The organism is Providencia sp. PROV252 (assembly GCF_033676005.1).
Classification (GTDB): Bacteria; Pseudomonadota; Gammaproteobacteria; order Enterobacterales; family Enterobacteriaceae; genus Providencia; species Providencia vermicola.
The window spans coordinates 2,561,944-2,579,872 of sequence record NZ_CP096294.1 but is presented as its reverse complement, the minus strand read 5'-3'; the positions used below and the strand labels follow the sequence as shown (position 1 = coordinate 2,579,872).

Annotated in this window: 12 protein-coding genes and 1 pseudogene; 9 read left to right on the top strand and 4 right to left on the bottom strand. The window is 41.9% G+C overall.

The genetic code is table 11. The features are described 5' to 3' along the window. Window positions 1–9 precede the first annotated feature (9 nt). Together M1F05_RS11930 and dld are read left to right on the top strand one after the other, a co-directional pair. The gene (locus M1F05_RS11930) at window positions 10–1,392 is read left to right on the top strand and encodes an APC family permease (protein ID WP_206082271.1); all 1,383 of its coding nucleotides are present in this window, start codon (window positions 10–12) and stop codon (window positions 1,390–1,392) included. A 497-nt stretch (window positions 1,393–1,889) separates the two neighbouring features. Then, a complete protein-coding gene (gene dld, locus M1F05_RS11925; protein ID WP_206082270.1) occupies window positions 1,890–3,629 on the top strand; it encodes a D-lactate dehydrogenase in 1,740 nt (579 codons plus the stop codon). Window positions 3,630–3,687: 58 nt separating this feature from the next. Here dld and sbcB read toward each other — a convergent pair whose 3' ends face one another. Beyond that, complete coding sequence (sbcB, locus tag M1F05_RS11920) at window positions 3,688–5,115, bottom strand: exodeoxyribonuclease I (protein ID WP_206082269.1); 1,428 nt, start codon at window positions 5,113–5,115, stop codon at window positions 3,688–3,690. A 336-nt stretch (window positions 5,116–5,451) separates the two neighbouring features. Between sbcB and M1F05_RS11915 the strand changes: the two genes are divergently transcribed. After that, window positions 5,452–6,735, top strand: coding sequence for an MFS transporter (locus M1F05_RS11915; protein WP_206082268.1), 1,284 nt, complete (start codon window positions 5,452–5,454; stop codon window positions 6,733–6,735). 124 nt (window positions 6,736–6,859) lie between these two features. Beyond that, window positions 6,860–7,192: a PTS system regulator TmaR gene (tmaR, locus tag M1F05_RS11910; protein WP_004253179.1), complete on the top strand. Its 333-nt coding sequence runs from the start codon at window positions 6,860–6,862 to the stop codon at window positions 7,190–7,192. A 57-nt stretch (window positions 7,193–7,249) separates the two neighbouring features. Here the strand turns inward: tmaR and M1F05_RS11905 are convergent, their stop codons facing one another. Continuing rightward, a complete protein-coding gene (locus M1F05_RS11905) occupies window positions 7,250–7,939 on the bottom strand; it encodes a helix-turn-helix domain-containing protein (protein WP_206082267.1) in 690 nt (229 codons plus the stop codon). Window positions 7,940–8,146: 207 nt separating this feature from the next. Between M1F05_RS11905 and M1F05_RS11900 the strand changes: the two genes are divergently transcribed. The 4 genes and pseudogenes from M1F05_RS11900 to M1F05_RS22775 all read left to right on the top strand — a co-directional run. After that, complete coding sequence (locus M1F05_RS11900) at window positions 8,147–10,477, top strand: molybdopterin-dependent oxidoreductase (RefSeq protein ID WP_206082266.1); 2,331 nt, start codon at window positions 8,147–8,149, stop codon at window positions 10,475–10,477. Between the two features lie 2 nt (window positions 10,478–10,479). Next, window positions 10,480–11,028, top strand: a complete 549-nt coding sequence (locus tag M1F05_RS11895) for a 4Fe-4S dicluster domain-containing protein (RefSeq protein WP_206082265.1) — start codon at window positions 10,480–10,482, stop codon at window positions 11,026–11,028. A 2-nt stretch (window positions 11,029–11,030) separates the two neighbouring features. Next, window positions 11,031–11,849, top strand: a complete 819-nt coding sequence (locus M1F05_RS11890; RefSeq protein WP_206082264.1) for a dimethyl sulfoxide reductase anchor subunit family protein — start codon at window positions 11,031–11,033, stop codon at window positions 11,847–11,849. A 530-nt stretch (window positions 11,850–12,379) separates the two neighbouring features. Further along, window positions 12,380–12,682, top strand: a pseudogene (locus M1F05_RS22775) (hypothetical protein); the annotation flags it as partial. Here M1F05_RS22775 and M1F05_RS11880 read toward each other — a convergent pair. Together M1F05_RS11880 and rne are read right to left on the bottom strand one after the other, a co-directional pair. Next, window positions 12,683–12,982, bottom strand: coding sequence for a putative quinol monooxygenase (locus M1F05_RS11880; RefSeq protein WP_206086371.1), 300 nt, complete (start codon window positions 12,980–12,982; stop codon window positions 12,683–12,685). A 198-nt stretch (window positions 12,983–13,180) separates the two neighbouring features. Then, on the bottom strand, window positions 13,181–16,414 hold the full coding sequence (gene rne / locus M1F05_RS11875) for a ribonuclease E (protein WP_206086372.1): 3,234 nt from the start codon (window positions 16,412–16,414) through the stop codon (window positions 13,181–13,183). A gap of 541 nt (window positions 16,415–16,955) precedes the next feature. Here rne and rluC point away from each other — a divergent pair. Then, window positions 16,956–17,915, top strand: a complete 960-nt coding sequence (gene rluC / locus M1F05_RS11870) for a 23S rRNA pseudouridine(955/2504/2580) synthase RluC (RefSeq protein ID WP_206086373.1) — start codon at window positions 16,956–16,958, stop codon at window positions 17,913–17,915. The last annotated feature ends 14 nt before the right edge of the window (window positions 17,916–17,929 follow it).

Genomic DNA, 17,929 nt, shown 5'->3' with positions numbered 1-17,929 from the left:
GGCTTAGACATGCCAAATAATTCAATACCTTTATCCATCGGTCCAAACCAAACTGGCGCCAATAACCGCGTGCAACTTGCGAAAACCTTAACCTTGGTGCAAGTCGTGATGATCGGTCTGGCATACATCCAGCCAATGACTATCTTTGATACATTCGGCATGGTATCGGACAAAACAGGTGGACACGTCCCGACTTCATACATTATTGCACTGGTTGCGATACTGTTTACTGCTCTGAGCTACGGCAAGCTGGTGAAACGCTTCCCATCTGCTGGCTCGGCGTATACCTATGCTCAAAAATCAATGAGCCCACACATTGGTTTCCTTGTGGGTTGGACATCATTGCTGTCCTATATTTTTATGCCAATGATCAACATTTTATTGGCTAAAATTTATTTACAAGACATTTTCCCTAACGTGGAACCTGCGATATTTGTTGTTGGCCTTGTCATTGTTATGACCGCAGCAAACTTACGTGGTATCAACGTGATTGCTAATTTAAGTACGGTTATTGCGATTATTCAAATCGGTGTGATGGCAGTATTTACAGGGTTGGTGATCCACGGTGTTTCTAACGGTGAAGGTTCGGGCGAAATTTGGACATTCAACCCATTTGCCAATGAAAAGACAGAAATGATCCCACTGATTGCTGGGGCAACCATACTCTGCTTCTCATTCTTAGGCTTCGATGGTTTAAGTTCACTATCGGAAGAAACGCCAAACGCAGGTAAAGTGATCCCTCGCGCCATTTTCTTAACGGCATTAATTGGTGGAATTATCTTTATCACGGTTTCATTCTTCTTACAGCAATACTTCCCAGACGTATCACGCTTTAAGAATATCAATGAGACGCAGCCTGACATTATGCGCTTTGTTGCTGGGGCATTCTTCCAGTCAATTATTCTGGTTTTCTCATGCGTAACAGTATTGGCTTCTGGTATGGCTGCTCACGCAGGAAGTGCGCGTTTAATGTACGTAATGGGTCGTGATGGTGTATTCCCAGAGAAAGTATTTGGTTATGTCAGCCCGAAATGGCGTACTCCAGCGTACAACGTATTAATGGTCGGTGTTTTAGCATTAGGTGCAATCTGGTTTGAAATGGATTTTGCGACCGCGTTAATTAACTTCGGCGCATTAATCGCGTTTACCTTTGTAAATATTTCGGTGATCAGCCAGTTCTTTATTCGCGAACGCCGTATGACAGGTATCAAAAACATTGTTAACTATTTGATTTTACCTATTATCGGTACACTAACAGTATGCGTTTTATGGTTAAATATTGAAGAAGATTCAATGGTTTACGGCTTGATTTGGACGGCTGTTGGCTTAATCTATATGGCAGTATTGACGCGTATGTTTAAGCGGCCTATGCCGCAAATGAGCGACATCTAAATATATTCTTCATATTTCACGCTGTAGCGGTGTTGCGTTCTCAAAACGACATGGGTCACATACTTGTGTATGCTCCCCATGATCGTTTGGCTCCGCGCCTTGCTACAACGCGAACTATTTTGAATATACAGCCTGTAAGAAAAACAGAATAGACTCCTCATATTTCACGCTGTCTTTGCGTTCTCAAAACGACATGGGTCACATACTTGTGTATGCTCCCCATGATCGTTTGGCTCCACGCCTTGCTACAACGCGAACTATTTTGAATATACAGGGTGTAAGAAAGATAAAATATATTCTTTATATTTTGCGTTGAGAAGTCGTTCAAATCAGTCCGAAATTAAAAATAGCGCCTTAGGCGCTATTTTTTTGCCTGTTAAGAAATTTTTAAGATAAAACGTGTAGCCTATTAACATCATAATGTTATGTGATATTGTTGTTAGCACTAATATTGCATAACTCATAATCAACATGAATTCGAGTAAGAAGGCGCGCACATGAAAGATGCACAAAAACCTGAGAATCAACGATTATTACTCACACTCAGGAACATTGTTGGTAAGAAAAATATTCTCACTGAGCCACACAAAACAGAACGTTACCGCAAAGGGTTCCGCTCCGGCACTGGAGATGCGATTGCGGTTGTGTTTCCAACCACCTTGCTAGAGCAATGGCATGTATTCAAAGCCTGTGTAGAAGCCGATAAAATTGTTTTGATGCAAGCTGCAAATACAGGACTGACTGAAGGCTCGACACCAAGTGGTTATGATTATGACCGCGATATCGTGATTATCAGCACATTACGATTAAACCAAATTCAAGTGCTTCCCGAATTTAACCAAGTGGTTGCCATGCCAGGCAGCACCTTATATGACCTAGAAAAAATCCTTAAACCCCTTGGGCGTGAGCCGCACTCTCTTATTGGTTCCTCCTGTATTGGCGCATCTGTTGTTGGGGGAATTTGCAACAGTTCAGGTGGCTCATTAGTGCGCCGTGGCCCTGCGTATACCGAGCTAGCGTTGTATGGTCGTGTTAATGATGATGGAAAGGTTGAGCTAGTTAACCATTTAGGGATTGATCTAGGTAATACACCAGAAGAGATTTTAACCAACTTACAAAACCGCGGTTATAGTAGTGAAGATGTGCAAGTTAGTGATAAATTAGCGTCCGACCATGAATATGCTGAACGTGTGCGGGATGTTGATGCTGATTCGCCATCGCGTTTTAATGCTGATGAACGTCGCTTATTTGAAGCGTCAGGGTGTGCGGGTAAATTGGCCGTATTTGCGGTTCGCTTGGATACTTTCCCAGCGGATAAAAAAACGCAGGTTTTTTATATCGGCTCAAATAACCCAGATGTACTGGAAGATATTCGTCGCTATATTTTGAGTGAATTTAAAAATCTGCCAGTTGCAGGTGAATATATGCACCGCGGCTGCTTTGATATCGCGGAAATATACGGTAAAGATACTTTCTTAATGATTGATAAATTTGGCACCGATAAAATGCCAATGTTCTTTACTATTAAAGGGCGTATTGATGCTGTATTAAATAAAGTTCCTTTTTTACCGTCTAATTTAATTGACCGCACAATGCAGGTGCTTAGCAAATTATGGCCATCGCATTTACCACCTCGAATGAAAGAATTTCGTGACCGTTATGAGCATCATTTAATGCTAAAAATGGCAGGGGATGGAATTGATGAAGCAAAAGTTTGGCTAAAATCTTATTTTGCACAGGCAGATGGTGGCTATTTTGAATGCACTCCAGAAGAGGGAGCAAAAGCCTTTTTACATCGCTTTGCGGCGGCAGGTTCTGCGGTTCGTTACCATGCGGTTCATAATAAAGATGTCGAGGATGTATTGCCGCTGGATATCGCATTACGCCGTAATGATAGGGATTGGTTTGAAAAACTCCCCCCTGAAATTGAAGATTTATTAGTGCATAAATTGTATTGCGGTCACTTTATGTGCCACGTTATGCACCAAGACTATGTTTTGAAAAAAGGGGTTAACCCGAAAGACCTAAAAGAAAAAATGTTAGCTTTATTGGATGAACGTGGTGCGCAATATCCTGCGGAGCATAACGTTGGGCATTTATATAAAGCGCCACCGCAGTTAAAGTCTTTCTATAAAAATGCAGACCCGACTAACACAATGAACCCAGGTTTAGGAAAAACCACTAAGCGTAAACATTGGGAAGGAGATTGTGGTTGTGGTCAATCAGGTGAACACTAGTCTAAATTAATGTAAACCTAAAAATGGGCAGAGAGTTTCTATTCTGCCCATTTCTTATTTAACTCGCTAATTCCATCGCATAATTGACCAACGCTTTTAATTGCTGACAGCGTTTTTCATCATGTTGATGTTCTTCTAATAAGAATTGTATTTGTTGCATATATTCCGTTAATCGAGCTTCGCTGAAATAATCACGGCGATGTTGCAGCCAGCGTTGCTGTTCTTCGAAAGATAACGTTGCTGGGTAATTACGCGCTTTATAACGGAAAAAGAGTTCTTTCATTCGCTTATCTTCAAAACTTAAATCTAATGCAGGTAAGTTTTGTGGTGGGGTTTCACGAATGATGTCCATGGTGGAGCGGTCTGATGGACTAAAAAAGCCATTATATATTTGTGCATCCACATCATCTGAAACTTCAAATTGTTGTGGTTCGCTAAATAACTCAATGAGTTTATTACGGATATCGGGGGTCTTACGCAAAATCTCTAAATTGCGATGACAAAGATCCCTATCTAACCCTGTACGTAGTGCATCTTCATCACGTAATGTTTTTTCAGGGGCTAAAATTGGGCATTTATTGATATGCACTAATTTCACAGGAACGGGAAGCTCACCGTTTAGCTCAGATTTAGGTGTGTATAAACGCTCACGTAGTTCTTGGGTATTTAAGGTTAATAATGGCGAAATATCCGCGGATAAATCACACATAATGACCGCATTGCGGTTTTCAGGATGCCAAGCAAGCGGGGCGACTAAGCTCACATAGGAACGCAATGCACCAAACATACCAGAGACATGTACTAAAGGTTTTATTTCCACAATATCAATAAGTTGGCTTACCTTGTTTTTATTGCGTAGTTGATAAAAATAATCAAACATACGTGGTTGAGCCGCTTTAAGTAATTTTGCCATGCTAATTGTTGCAATGACGTCTGACATTGCATCATGGGCATTCTCGTGGGAAACGCCATTGGCTTTTGTTAAGTGCTCTAAGCGCATGCTTGGCAAGCCGTCATCATTTTCAGGCCATTCAATGCCTTCAGGACGTAGCGCAAAACAAGCACGCAGCGGGTCAAGTAAATCCCAACGTGAATTATTTTGTTGCCAGCTGTATGCGTAGGGGTCGTAAAAATTACGGTAGAGAATATTGCGAGTGACTTCATCATCAAAACGAATATTGTTATAGCCCATAATACAGGTGTTAGGCACACTAAAAGCGTGATGGATGCGTTTAGTAAACTCCGCCTCGTTAACGCCTTGGGCTAATGCTATTTGTGGGGTGATGCCTGTGATCATCACAGCCTCTGGCTGCGGTAAGTAATCATCCGCGGGCGCGCAGTAAAACACTTCAGGTTCTTCAATAATATTAAAGTCTAAATCAGTGCGCACACCTGCAAATTGGGCTGGCCTATCAAGTGCAGGGCGTTTACCAAAAGTTTCGTAATCATGAATAAAGAATGAGGGTTGTTTTTTATTATCTTGCAACGTTATCACCGTTTGAATTGTGCGCATTTAAATCTGATAGTGGAGTACCTTCAGACTCACTATTTTATATAAATCAATGATACCCTATCTATTATCAAAGCTAAACCAAGGCCATCTGAAATAGCAGGTAAATTAAATTGAATATCAATAAGGTATTTTCTGTGTCAGAAAGGGGTACTATTAGGTTATAGCGCGTGAAATGTTATGTTCATCACATAAATAAATTGTTAACGTTAACATTAGTGATTAACATCACAAAGTAATTGTTTTTGAGTGGGAATTGAAAAATGTTAACCTTAACATTTACCAAAAGTAAATTAATAATAGGTGATTAACATGAATAGCAGTGCAAGGAAATACTATGCGTCATTGAGCGCATTGTTGTTTTTTTTCTTTTTTACATGGTCATCTACATTTTCAGTTGTCGCCATTTGGCTGCGTAAATATGTTGGCTTAGAAGGGGCGGACACAGGGTTTATCTTTGCCTGTATTTCAATTGTGGCGTTATGTGCTCAGCCATTGTACGGCTTCTTGCAAGACAAATTAGGGTTACGCAAAAACTTATTATTATTTATTGCAGTTTTACTGATTGCATCTGGGCCATTTTTTATGGTGTTCGGGACATTATTACACTGGAACATAGTGATTGGCAGTATTGTTGGTGGGTTATTTATTGGTATGACGTTTCATGCAGGAATTGGTGTTCTTGAATCTTACACCGAGCGTGTAAGTCGACAACGTAATTTTGAATATGGTAAGGCGAGAATGTGGGGGTCTCTTGGTTGGGCGGCCGCGACGTTCTTTGCAGGGCGCAACATTAATATCGACCCTGACTATAATTTTATTATGGCTACAGTATCAGGTGTACTTTTCTTAATCATTCTATTAAACCTTAAAAGTGCGAATGCAGATGCCTATAATAATTTAGAACATGGTAATTCATCTGCTATTACATTGCGTGATGCACTGCAACTTTTTGCTTTACCACGTTTTTGGGCGTTAATACTATTTGTATTAGGCACATGTATTTATAGTGTGTATGACCAGCAATTTATGGTGTATTTTTCGCATCAATTCCCAGATGAAAAATTAGGGAATGAGATGTACGGTTATCTGAATTCATTGCAAGTATTCCTTGAAGCTGGTGGGATGTTCTTAGCGCCATTCATTGTTAACCGAATAGGTGCTAAAAATGGATTACTATTTGCTAGCTCAGTTATGGCATTACGGATTATCGGCTCAGGTTTAGTCGAGGGACCTGTTCTTATATCCGTTATGAAATTGCTACATGCCATTGAGTTACCTATCTTGCTGGTGGCAATTTTCAAGTATAACAGCCACCATTTTGATAAACGCTTGTCCTCAACACTTTATTTGGTTGGGTTTAGTTGTGTGAGCTCGGTGGTTGCTAGTGTGTTATCACCATTGGCAGGATGGGGGTATGACAAAATTGGTTTTGCGCAGACCTATTTGATTATGGGGATGTTTGTGGTCATCACAACGATATTGTCTGCTTTTTGTCTTAGAAATGATAAAACTGATGATATAAAGCTTAGTCTTAATGAGAAACCAGCAAAGTTAAACCAACATAATCAAGAAATACAGGTGGAAAAAGCATAACCCAATGATCTTTTTCGAGAGATTAAATCAATAAATATGTGAAACTGACTTGTAACGTAAGGCGATTAGATTGTATTGTGTAATGAGATTATGCGTTTTGAATATTGACTAGAGGGTTTTAAACATGGACAACGCTAACAAGCCGTCTTTCCAAAATGTTCTGGAATTTGTGCGTATGTTTCGTCGCAAAAATAAAATTCGTCGTGAAATTACCGATAATGAGAAAAAAATTCGTGATAACCAGAAGCGTGTTTTATTACTGGATAATTTAAGCGAATATATTAAGCCTGGTATGTCAATTGAAGACATTCAGGCGATTATTGCCAATATGCGCAGCGACTATGATGACCGTGTTGATGATTATATTATCAAGAATGCAGAATTGTCGAAAGAACGCCGCGAAATTTCTAAAAAATTGAAAGAGATGGGCGAACTGCCACGTATTGACGTAAAATAGAAGAAATGAGCCGAGTTTATCTCGGCTTTTTTGTCAGTTTTTAATCGACAAGAAAAATTATAATGTGAGTGTTTTTACCTGCTTAATGAGCGCGTTCGCTAACCGCTCCATTTCTGTTTTATCAATAAACCCCATCGTAACGGCCGCCGCGATTAATTCCCCACTCTGACTAAATACAGGGCAGGCGATAGACTGTGCACCTGGGATCCCTTTTATGGGTTCATAACGAATCGCATAACCTTGGTTAATGACTTTATTGAGTTCATCTTGCGAATAATCATCACACACAAATTGCTTATCAAAAGCCGCATAGATTAGACCCGCTGCACTTTTGACTGTGGGCAATGGAGTATTTGGTAAGAAATCAATTTCGATATTTTTAAAACTACGGTTGTATTTAACCAGTGATAACACTTTTCCAGAGCGCAATGCAACACCCGTTGAAACGTTTTGTTCATCACGAAATTGAACCAAACTGTTATTGATAACCTCAATAAAAGACCCTTCAGGCTCCACAAAATTCGCTAAAAAAGTGAGGTTGCGCCCTAATCCATAACGGCTCGTTTGTGTATCTTGATAAAGCATTTGAGTACGACAAAGGGATACCAAATATTTATGTAAACGGCTTTTGGATATTTCACAACCTTTGGAAATATCTGCAGCTCGCGCTATCCCGCCATTTTGGGCAATAAAATTCAGAATGCTTACAGCGATATCAACAGAATTAACACCTTGCAGGGTAGACATACATAAACCTCATTTTAACAAGTTCATCTATTTTATCATGAGTCACGGATCCCTGCTAATAACTGAAAATGTGGATAGTCTAATCATTAAGAGGTAGATATTTCATACCTATAAATAATAGCAAATTTTGATTAGCCTCAAGTTCACTATTAATGGATGAGGTATATATATAGTGTACTTCTAAAAGCAATGTCGAGGTTTACTATAATGAAAACAATAAATGAATTACGCCTAAAACGCCGAACACTCCTAAAAGGACTTGGTGTTATTGGATTGGCGTCTATCACACCGTGTTCTTTTGCGCAGGGAAACAATAACCAGCCTCTGCCAAAAGTACGATTAAGGTTATCTGACTACAAAACTTTCCGTTCAACGTGTGCAATGGAGTGCTTACACTGCAACTTAACAGCGTATACTTACCAGGGTAAGTTGATGAAAATACAGGCAACAGAGGGCTTTAATGTCAAATGTTGTTTACGGGGAATGAGTCGAACAAAATGGGTATATCACGACCAGCGTATCACGACGCCGTTATTACGTGTAGGAGAGAAAGGTAAAGCTGAATTTAAACCGATTAGCTGGGATGAAGCTCTTGATCTAATAGAAAAAAATATTCGTGACACTATCGCTAAGTATGGCAACGAAGGGTTATTTATCTCTACCCATGCGGGAAACATGGACTCCATTAAAAATGATATGGGCAAGGCATTTTTTGATTACCTAGGCGGCTCAACAAAACAAGCGGGTTCTTTGTGTTGTTCGGCGGTAACAGCGGCAATGATCCCAATGGTGGGATTACGATACGCTGACACGCGAGATACGGTGGCGGATAGTCGTTATATTTTGTGTTGGGGAAATAATCCCGCGGTAACCATGCAGGCGTACTTTAAAAACTATAATCAAGCACGGAAAAATGGTGCGCGACTCGTGGTCATTGATCCGAGATTTAATGAGACTGCAGCAAAAGCAGATGAGTGGATCCCTATCATTCCTGGAACCGATACTGCGTTAGCACTTGGAATGATTAAAATTATCATTGAGGAAAATCGTATTGATGAGGGGTTTCTTCGTGCACACACTGGCGCTGTGTATTTAGTGGATGAGAATCAACAGCAACTTAGGCAAGACGCCCAAGATCCTGATAGCTATTTGGTGTTTGATATTCTCAGTCAGCAACTTGTTCGCCATGATTCAGCAGGGATTAAACCTGCATTATTTCAGCATGAATTACCTAGTCAGTTTAGTTATACCACCGTTTTTGAGCAAATTTATCGACAAGCGAAAGAGTGGGATATCGCACGAGTCAGTGCAGAAACAGATGTGCCTGCCGAAACTATCGTGCGTCTTGCGCGAGATTATTCCTCGATTACGCCATCAATGATTGTGCAAAACATGTCTGGAGCACAGCGTACAGAGCATGGTGCATATGTGGCTGCAAGCCAGTTTTACCTTGCTTTGCTAACAGGGAATATCGGCAAACGCGGTGCGGGTGTCTGTGATGCAGGCGGTGCAAGACAGATGGCTAAATTTAGTCCCATTGTTCCTCCTGCACCGAATGCAAAAAATATCCCACCCATTCCAGTGGCAAAAGTCGGTGACTATATCGTGAATGAAAAACCGCATCCCATTAATTTTTGGTGGATTATGACGATGGGGGTAATGACACAATTACCCAATACCAACAAAGTGCGGGAAGCGCTGAAGAAAGTTCCTTTTGTTGTTGTTGCTGATAATTTAATGAGTTCAACGGCGTTATATGCAGATTTAGTCTTGCCAGTGACGACGATTTTTGAAGATACCAGCCTGATGGCAGGGGTACGCAGCCAATATGTCCAATTGATGGAAAAAGCGGTTGAGCCAGTTGGGGAAGCAAAGCCTGATTACTGGATTTTTGCTCGTTTAGCGGAGCGCTTCGGGTTTGGTGAGGTGTTTAATAAGCCGATTGAACATTATATCGATGCTTGCCTTGTAGGCTCTGGCATTACGCGTGAAATGTTAGAAAAAGGCCCTGTAAGACCTGTTGAAGGTGATTGGATCCCATTCAAGGATGGTGTATTTAGAACGTCGACTAAAAAAGCCCATTTCTTTATTGAGGATTGGCAAAAGAAAAATTTTTCACCCGTGGTGGCTTATTATCAAGTGAAAGAGTCAGTGAAGGGATCCCCCGAACTGGCTAAAAAATATCCATTAATGGCAGTGCAACGTAAGTTAGCACGCAGTGTTCACTCTAGTCATGGGATGAATGAATGGATCCTCGAAGTACAACGTAATCAACCCAATGTGTTAATTCACCCTGAAGACGCGCAAATTCGTGGTATTAAAAATGGCGAATGGGCGGTAACGTTTAATGATAGAGGGGAGCATCGAGCGATAGCGGTGGTCACGACGCACATTAAAAAGGGTGTTATTTCTCTCGATAATGGCTGGTGGGAACAGCAAGGAGGGAGTAGTAGCCATGTGACAAATGACCAAGTGGAACATTTAGGAACAGGCCATTGCTGTAATAGTACGCTCGTTGATGTCAGAAGGGAGGCATAATCATGGTTAAGCAATATGGTTTTTTAATCAATACAAAAGATTGTTATGGCTGCCGCACTTGTTCTATGGCATGTAAATCAGAGAATGTCACTCCTCCTGGCGTTTTATGGCGCCGTGTTCGTGAGTTCAATGATGACTCACCGAATACACAGGCATTTATTACGATGTCGTGTAACCACTGTGATGACCCACAATGTTTAAAAGTTTGCCCAGCGGATACCTACACTAAGCGTCCTGATGGAATTGTGGTACAAGACCATGAAAAATGTATCGGTTGCCAAATGTGTATCATGGCGTGTCCATACCATGCCCCTGTTTTTGACCCTGCGGAAGGGAAAACCAGTAAGTGTAATATGTGTGCTGAGCGTTTAGATGAGGGGTTATTACCTCGATGTGTTGAGTCTTGTCCTACAGGTGCAATTGAGTTTGGTGAAATTTCTGAACTTCGTAAAAAACATACGACAAACTGGGCAGTATTGGAGAAACGCTACAATATACCAGATCACACAATCAGCCAGCCAAATATTGTGATTATTGGAATGGAGGACTAATCATGAATATTCATCATATGGAGCTCCCATTGGTATTTTTTACTGTGATGAGTCAGTGGGGGATCGGCGCAGTACTTGCATTGACGTTGTACCAAATGAAAGTTAGTACGGAACATAAACTCGTCGGTAAATCCCTGCGTACCGCGGTGATAATTATTTGGTTAATTGAAGTGGTGGGTTCATCTATGTCTATGGGACATTTAGGGGTGCCGTTAGAAGCTTATCGTTCAGTACTTGGACTAAGCCATTCATGGCTAAGTCGAGAAGCAGTTACATTTGTCTTGCTTAATGGTCTAGTCACGCTTTGGGCACTTTCTTGTTGGTTACAACCAACGGTAAATATACGTAATATCGTGCTGGGCTGGTTAAGTGGTATCGGCGGACTAGCCGCAATTCTTGTCACTGCTCAAGTCTATTACCAGATGGTTGCTCATCCGCTTTGGCATAGCTCAGCAACACAAATTGCTTTTATTGGTACTGCAATCGTATTAGGCTTCGTTTCTATCACACTGTTTGTTCAAGCTTTAGCAAAGCCTGTGCCAAAAGCTATTAAAGTCGGTGTGTTATTAGGGGTCATACTTGTCTTAATATCTCAAGTTATCCGATCGCAAATACCAGCAAGCCAAGGAGAAAGCTATCTCTTATGGTGGCAAGTGGTAATGAGCATGGTTTTACCTTGTGCGATAGCTGTTAGAGGGGGCAAAGGTAAAGTGCCATCAGTACCACTACTTATAGCATTGATGGTGGTTATGTTTAGTGGCGAGCTAGCCGGTCGCGCATTGTTTTATGGTTCGGTGATGATCCAAGCACCTTGGTTCTAAAAATCCTCGTCATATTTCGTGCTGTGGCGTTGTTGGCGTCATTCAGTCACACAGGTCACATACTTGAGTATGCTCCCTGTGCTGCCTTCACTTTGCCGCCTAGCCACAACGCGAACTATTTAGAGGATTATGCATGTCATATTTCACTCTGTGGTTGGTGTTAGCTTGGTTCAGTCACACAGGTCACATACTTGAGTATGCTCCCTGTTGCTGCCTTCACTTTACCGCCTAGCCACAACGTGAACTATTTAGAGGGTTATGCATGGCATATTTCACTCTGTAGTTGGTGTTAGCTTGGTTCAGTCACACAGGTCATATACTTGAATATGCTCCCTGTGCTGCCTTTACTTTGCCGCCTAGCCACAACGCGAACTATTTAGAGGATTGGTATTAAATAGCCAATGAGATTCAGCCTTATTATTTGTTGTCGAAGATGTTTTTAGCAACATACTTTTAAGCCCAAAGCCCAAAGCCCAAAGCCCAAAGCCCAAAGCCCAAAGCCCAAAGCCCAAAGCCCAAAGCCCAAAGCCCAAAGCCCAAAGCCCAAAGCCCAAAGCCCAAAGCCCAAAGCCCAAAGCCCAAAGCCCAAAGCCCAAAGCCCAAAGCCCAAAGCCCAAAGCCCAAAGCCCAAAGCCCAAAGCCCAAAGCCCAAAGCCCAAAGCCCAAAGCCCAAAGCCCAAAGCCCAAAGCCCAAAGCCCAAAGCCCAAAGCCCAAAGCCCAAAGCCCAAAGCCCAAAGCCCAAAGCCCAAAGCCCAAAGCCCAAAGCCCAAAGCTCAAAGCTCAAAACTCAAAGCTCAAAACTCAAAACTCAAAACTCAAAAGGCATCAGTAGCTATTTATCAGGGACAAATGCACTATTCATCAGTTTAATGATTGGGTCGGATTTTTTATAACTATTGATAAGAGGAACGAGGCGTTTGAAGTGTTCGCTGGCACAGTGAATATCAAGCGCGTGTTGATCGGGCCATTCTTCAATAAAAACAAAATGCCCAGGATTTTTTTGGTCAACATATAAATCATAGCTGATACAAAGGGGTTCTTGTTTTGTCGCTTCTACAAGCTCCTGATATAACGGCATAACTGTTTCAATCGCTTCAGCTTTAATAAAATCTTCTGCAATCACTTTTAACATAATGGACTCCTTCCTTTTTGAATTAAATACTGTATGAAATTACAGTTATATAACCATAGGGAGTGCACTGACGCAATAGCAGAATACCGATAATCAATGAAACTTTTTAATTGGTAAAGTAATAATTTGAATGTAGATAAGCAACAAAAAAGCCTTGTTGGTTTCCCAGCAAGGCTTTTTAATCAGCATTACTTTAGATTAGAAACTCGCTGGTTTCGCCATTTCTGAAGTTGCTACATTTGATGCCACATGACCACCAGCACCACCTTTACCTTCAAAAGTAGAGGTTTCGCGCTGGTACTCAGTAATCTCAAATGGCGCCGCTGCATCTACAGGGGCAGGGGCTTTGGTCATTGGTGAGTACGAATGACGTTTATGCAAGCTAGTTGCATCAGTATTAGCAGTTATTGGTGCTTCGACCTTAGTTGGTTCAACCTCTACAGAGGCAATTGGCTGCTCAACGACTGGCTCAGTAACGGTTTCAGTTTCAGCAATCTCTTCGGCTACAGCGATTGTTGGTTGAGTATTTTCTTCAACCATAACCTCAGCAGCCGTTTCAATTGCGGTATCTGCGGCAACAATCACGTCTTCTACGTCAGTTTTTACCTTGTCGATAGGCGTTTCTGTTGCAGTAATAACATTATGTGTTTCAACAGGTTGTGGTTCAACAGTTTCGCTGACATACACGACCTCAACAGGTTCAGCTTCTTCATCAGCAGCCACTACATCAACAACAGGTGTTGCTACAACGGCTAGGGCTTCAGATTGGCTTTCCGTCTTAGCTATTTCTACCGTGTTTGTATTGACAGACTCAGTGCTATTTTGTTGTTCAAGCATTTCCTCATTAGTCATAATTGCCATGCTCTCTTGTTGAGGCTGAACAATTGGGTAATGAATGAAAACTTTACCAGAAGCTAGCTCAGGTGATGCTACTGCTGCGGCTAATGGCATTGGTGAACTATTGAGATGACGCTCATCACGGTAACGACGGCGACGTTGCCCACTTACACGTAAGTGACGAGGAGAGCGGCGCGAACGGCGAGGAATGATGGTGTCTTGTTTCTCTTCGCCATCAGTTTGATGAGTTAAATCTTGTAGATCGTCAGCTTGTACTTGGCCTTCAGCTTGGTTAACTACCGCAACTGGTGCTGGTAATGCAGCAACTGGTGCGGATACAGCGACAACGGGCTCTGCAACATCAGTTTTGACCATTTGTTCGTTATCAGTCACACGAATTTTTTGTGTTAACTGGCGACGCTGGCGGCGAGGAGCAGCAGGACGCTGTTCTTCTTCTCTTGCATTTGTTGCTTCAACGTTATCTTGTTGTGCATCTTGCTGAGTTTTTGCAGTTTGTTGCTGACGTTTTTCATCTTGACGACGACGGCGATCAGCACGCTGTTCACGACGTTGCTGCTGGTTGTCACGGTTTGCATTTTCAGCCGTTTGCTCATCTTGCGGTGCCGTATTTTTATTATTACGGCCCTTGTTACGATTATTCGTTTCTTCCGATGATGCATTGCGATCATTGCGGTTATTACGATTGTCGCGACTATCACGATTTTCGTTATCATCACGATCACGACGATTATTGTTACGGCGATCATTATTACGACGACGATCGTTATTACGGCGACGGTCATTATTATTGCGAGCTTTAGGGGCAGGTGCTTCGACCACTTTCTCTTCTTCACCACCAAAGAGGCCTTTAAAGAATGCAGCAATTTTACTGAATAAGCCTGGCTGAGCAGGTTCATTTGATGTTGTTTTTACTGGCGCTTTAACGGGCGCGACTTCTTTAGGTTTAGCGGAAGAAAGCTCAACTGGCTCTTGTAATGCAAAAGCGGAAATCGCAGGTTGCTCAGGTACTTTACGCTCAGACGTTGTTTCATCGGTATGAGTTAAGGTTTCAGTTTCGTGATATTGAGCTAGGTTATAGCTCAGAGTATTCACTTCTTCACCTTTACGGATACGGATTACATGGAAATGAGGTGTCTGCATCTGGTCATTTGGTACGATAACAACGCGAACGTGAGTTTGGCGTTGTTCAATTTCGCTGACGGCTTTACGTTTTTCGTTTAGCAAGTAAGACGCGATTTGCACAGGAACAATCGCGTGAACTTCATGCGTATTTTCCTTCAGTGCTTCTTCTTCGATTAAACGAAGAACCGATAATGACAGTGATTCGTTATCACGAATTGTCCCAGTTCCCATACAACGAGGGCACACATGGTGGCTTGACTCGCCTAATGATGGGCTTAAACGTTGGCGGGACATTTCGAGTAAACCGAAACGAGAGATACGGGCAATTTGAATACGTGCACGGTCTTGGCGAACGGCTTCACGTAAGCGGTTTTCCACTTCACGTTGGTGTCTAACTGGCGTCATATCAATAAAGTCAATGACAATTAGGCCACCAAGGTCACGTAGACGTAATTGACGGGCAATTTCATCCGCCGCTTCAAGGTTAGTATTGAACGCAGTTTCTTCGATGTCACCACCACGAGTAGAACGTGATGAGTTGATATCAATCGCAGTCAATGCTTCTGTTGTATCAATGACTAACGCACCACCTGAAGGTAAACGTACTTCACGTTGGAACGCAGATTCAATTTGAGATTCGATTTGGTAATGGCTGAATAATGGAACATCACCACTGTAGTGTTTGATTTTACTAGCAAAATCGCCACGGCCAATCGCTTCGATATGATTACGAGCCATTTCGACGACTTTCGGATTATCAATTAGAATCTCGCCAATGTCTGGACGTAGATAATCGCGGAACGCACGCACAATAACATTACTTTCCTGATGGATTAGGAAAGGTGCAGGGCGGTTCTCAGCGGCTTTTTGGATGGCTTCCCAGTGGCGTAAGCGGTACAGTAAATCTTGTTGTAGGGATTCTGCAGACTTACCAACACCAGCCGTGCGGACAATCAGACCCATACCATCTGGAATTTCTAAAGAAGACAGTGCTTCTTTGAGTTCCGTACGGTCTTCACCTTCAATACGACGAGAAATACCGCCTGCGCGTGGGTTATTTGGCATTAACACTAAATAGCTACCTGCCAGACTAATAAAAGTAGTTAACGCTGCACCTTTATTACCACGTTCTTCTTTATCAACTTGAACAATAACTTCTTGGCCTTCTTTTAACACATCTTTAATGTTAGGACGGCCTTGAGAGTGGTAGTTGCTTGGGAAGTATTCACGAGCGATTTCTTTGATAGGAAGGAAACCGTGTCTTTCTGCACCATAATCAACAAAAGCAGCTTCAAGACTAGGTTCGATACGGGTGATTTTACCTTTGTAAATGTTCGCCTTTTTTTGCTCATGACCTGGGCTTTCAATATCCAAATCATAGAGACGTTGCCCGTCAACAAGGGCAACACGCAACTCTTCCTGTTGAGTTGCGTTTATTAGCATTCTTTTCATGTTATTACTTACTCATTATTTTCTTTTAAATAAAGAGCAGCGAAAGAAAGAGCTACTGTAAACCGATGGCCTCGTGATTTTTACAAAACCGTCTGCCTCGCGGCAGTCGTTCGTATAGAGACGCGCAGTATTCGGTGAACCTGATTTTTAGATTAAAAATTCAGCGTTCTTAATTAGGGTGCCGTTGATTATCATTAAAACGGAAGTACCTAACCCAATAAGCCAAAATTCGTTGCTCGCTAATTTATTTGATATTGCTAAATGTCTTACGCCATTGCTGCATTGTTACGCTATCAAATAAGAAATCCTATAAACGCCAATTTTCGTTTTTTAAACATCTTGGCAACTGCATATTATTCCATTGCCATGTGCATTATAGCAAGTCGATAAGGAAGTTATATGGAAATTTTATTTAGAAATAGGAAAAATCATGCAGAAAATAACCAAAATAAAAAAAAACATAAAAAAATTCGTGGAGTCGGTATGATAGAGAGAGTTAATAAGCGCATATTTTAATCAATTAGAGTTAACGCATTTTCGAATGAATACACAAAATCAAGTTCAATTTATAGACATCAGCGATGACGAGGCTGGGCAACGCATCGATAACTTTTTGCTCGCTAAACTTAAAGGCGTACCAAAAAGCATGATTTATCGCATTATCCGTAAAGGGGAAGTGCGTGTAAATAAAGGGCGGATTAAGCCTGAGTATAAACTTGTCGAAGGGGATCAAGTTCGTGTTCCGCCAGTCAGAGTCGCTGAGCGTGAGGTGCCCGCAGTTTCCGCTAAATTAGATAAAGTGGCGGCATTAGCTAACTGCATTATATTTGAAGATGATTCCATACTTGTACTGAACAAACCTTCTGGTACAGCAGTACATGGCGGAAGTGGTTTGAGCTTTGGTGTTATTGAGGGGCTGCGGGCCTTGCGGCCTGAAGCTCGTTTTCTTGAACTGGTTCATCGCCTCGATAGGGACACGTCAGGAATTTTATTAGTTGCGAAAAAACGTTCTGCCTTAAGAGCATTGCATGAGCAGTTGCGCTTGAAAACTATGCAAAAAGATTACCTGGCCTTAGTGCGTGGTCATTGGCAATCTCATGTTAAAGTGGTTCAAGCACCGTTGTTGAAAAATATTTTGCAAAGTGGTGAGCGAGTCGTCAAAGTGAGTAGCGAAGGAAAACCATCGGAAACGCGCTTTAAAGTCGAAGAACGTTTTGATAATGCAACGTTAGTAAAAGCGAGTCCTGTCACGGGGCGAACGCATCAAATTCGTGTGCACACTTTATATGCAGGTCATCCAATTGCGTTTGATAACCGTTATGGTGACGAATTATTCGATAGCCAATTAGCAGATACAGGCCTCAATCGGTTGTTCCTGCACGCAAGCGCATTAAAATTCACTCATCCCAAAACTGGGGAAGAGATGCGGCTGCAAGCGCCAATGGGTGCAGAGCTAAACCATTGTTTAAAAGTATTACGTAACCGTAAAACCACATCGTAAGCATCACTCGTTGG

Excerpts from the sequence above, each read along its gene's own strand:
- M1F05_RS11900 (WP_206082266.1), top strand. The coding sequence starts at position 8,147 with ATGAAAACAATAAATGAATTACGCCTAAAACGCCGAACACTCCTAAAA.
- M1F05_RS11880 (WP_206086371.1), bottom strand. The coding sequence starts at position 12,982 with ATGTTAAAAGTGATTGCAGAAGATTTTATTAAAGCTGAAGCGATTGAA.
- tmaR (WP_004253179.1), top strand. The coding sequence starts at position 6,860 with ATGGACAACGCTAACAAGCCGTCTTTCCAAAATGTTCTGGAATTTGTG.
- M1F05_RS11930 (WP_206082271.1), top strand. The coding sequence starts at position 10 with ATGCCAAATAATTCAATACCTTTATCCATCGGTCCAAACCAAACTGGC.
- M1F05_RS11895 (WP_206082265.1), top strand. The coding sequence starts at position 10,480 with ATGGTTAAGCAATATGGTTTTTTAATCAATACAAAAGATTGTTATGGC.
- dld (WP_206082270.1), top strand. The coding sequence starts at position 1,890 with ATGAAAGATGCACAAAAACCTGAGAATCAACGATTATTACTCACACTC.
- rne (WP_206086372.1), bottom strand. The coding sequence starts at position 16,414 with ATGAAAAGAATGCTAATAAACGCAACTCAACAGGAAGAGTTGCGTGTT.
- M1F05_RS11905 (WP_206082267.1), bottom strand. The coding sequence starts at position 7,939 with ATGTCTACCCTGCAAGGTGTTAATTCTGTTGATATCGCTGTAAGCATT.
- M1F05_RS11915 (WP_206082268.1), top strand. The coding sequence starts at position 5,452 with ATGAATAGCAGTGCAAGGAAATACTATGCGTCATTGAGCGCATTGTTG.
- M1F05_RS11890 (WP_206082264.1), top strand. The coding sequence starts at position 11,031 with ATGAATATTCATCATATGGAGCTCCCATTGGTATTTTTTACTGTGATG.
- rluC (WP_206086373.1), top strand. The coding sequence starts at position 16,956 with ATGAATACACAAAATCAAGTTCAATTTATAGACATCAGCGATGACGAG.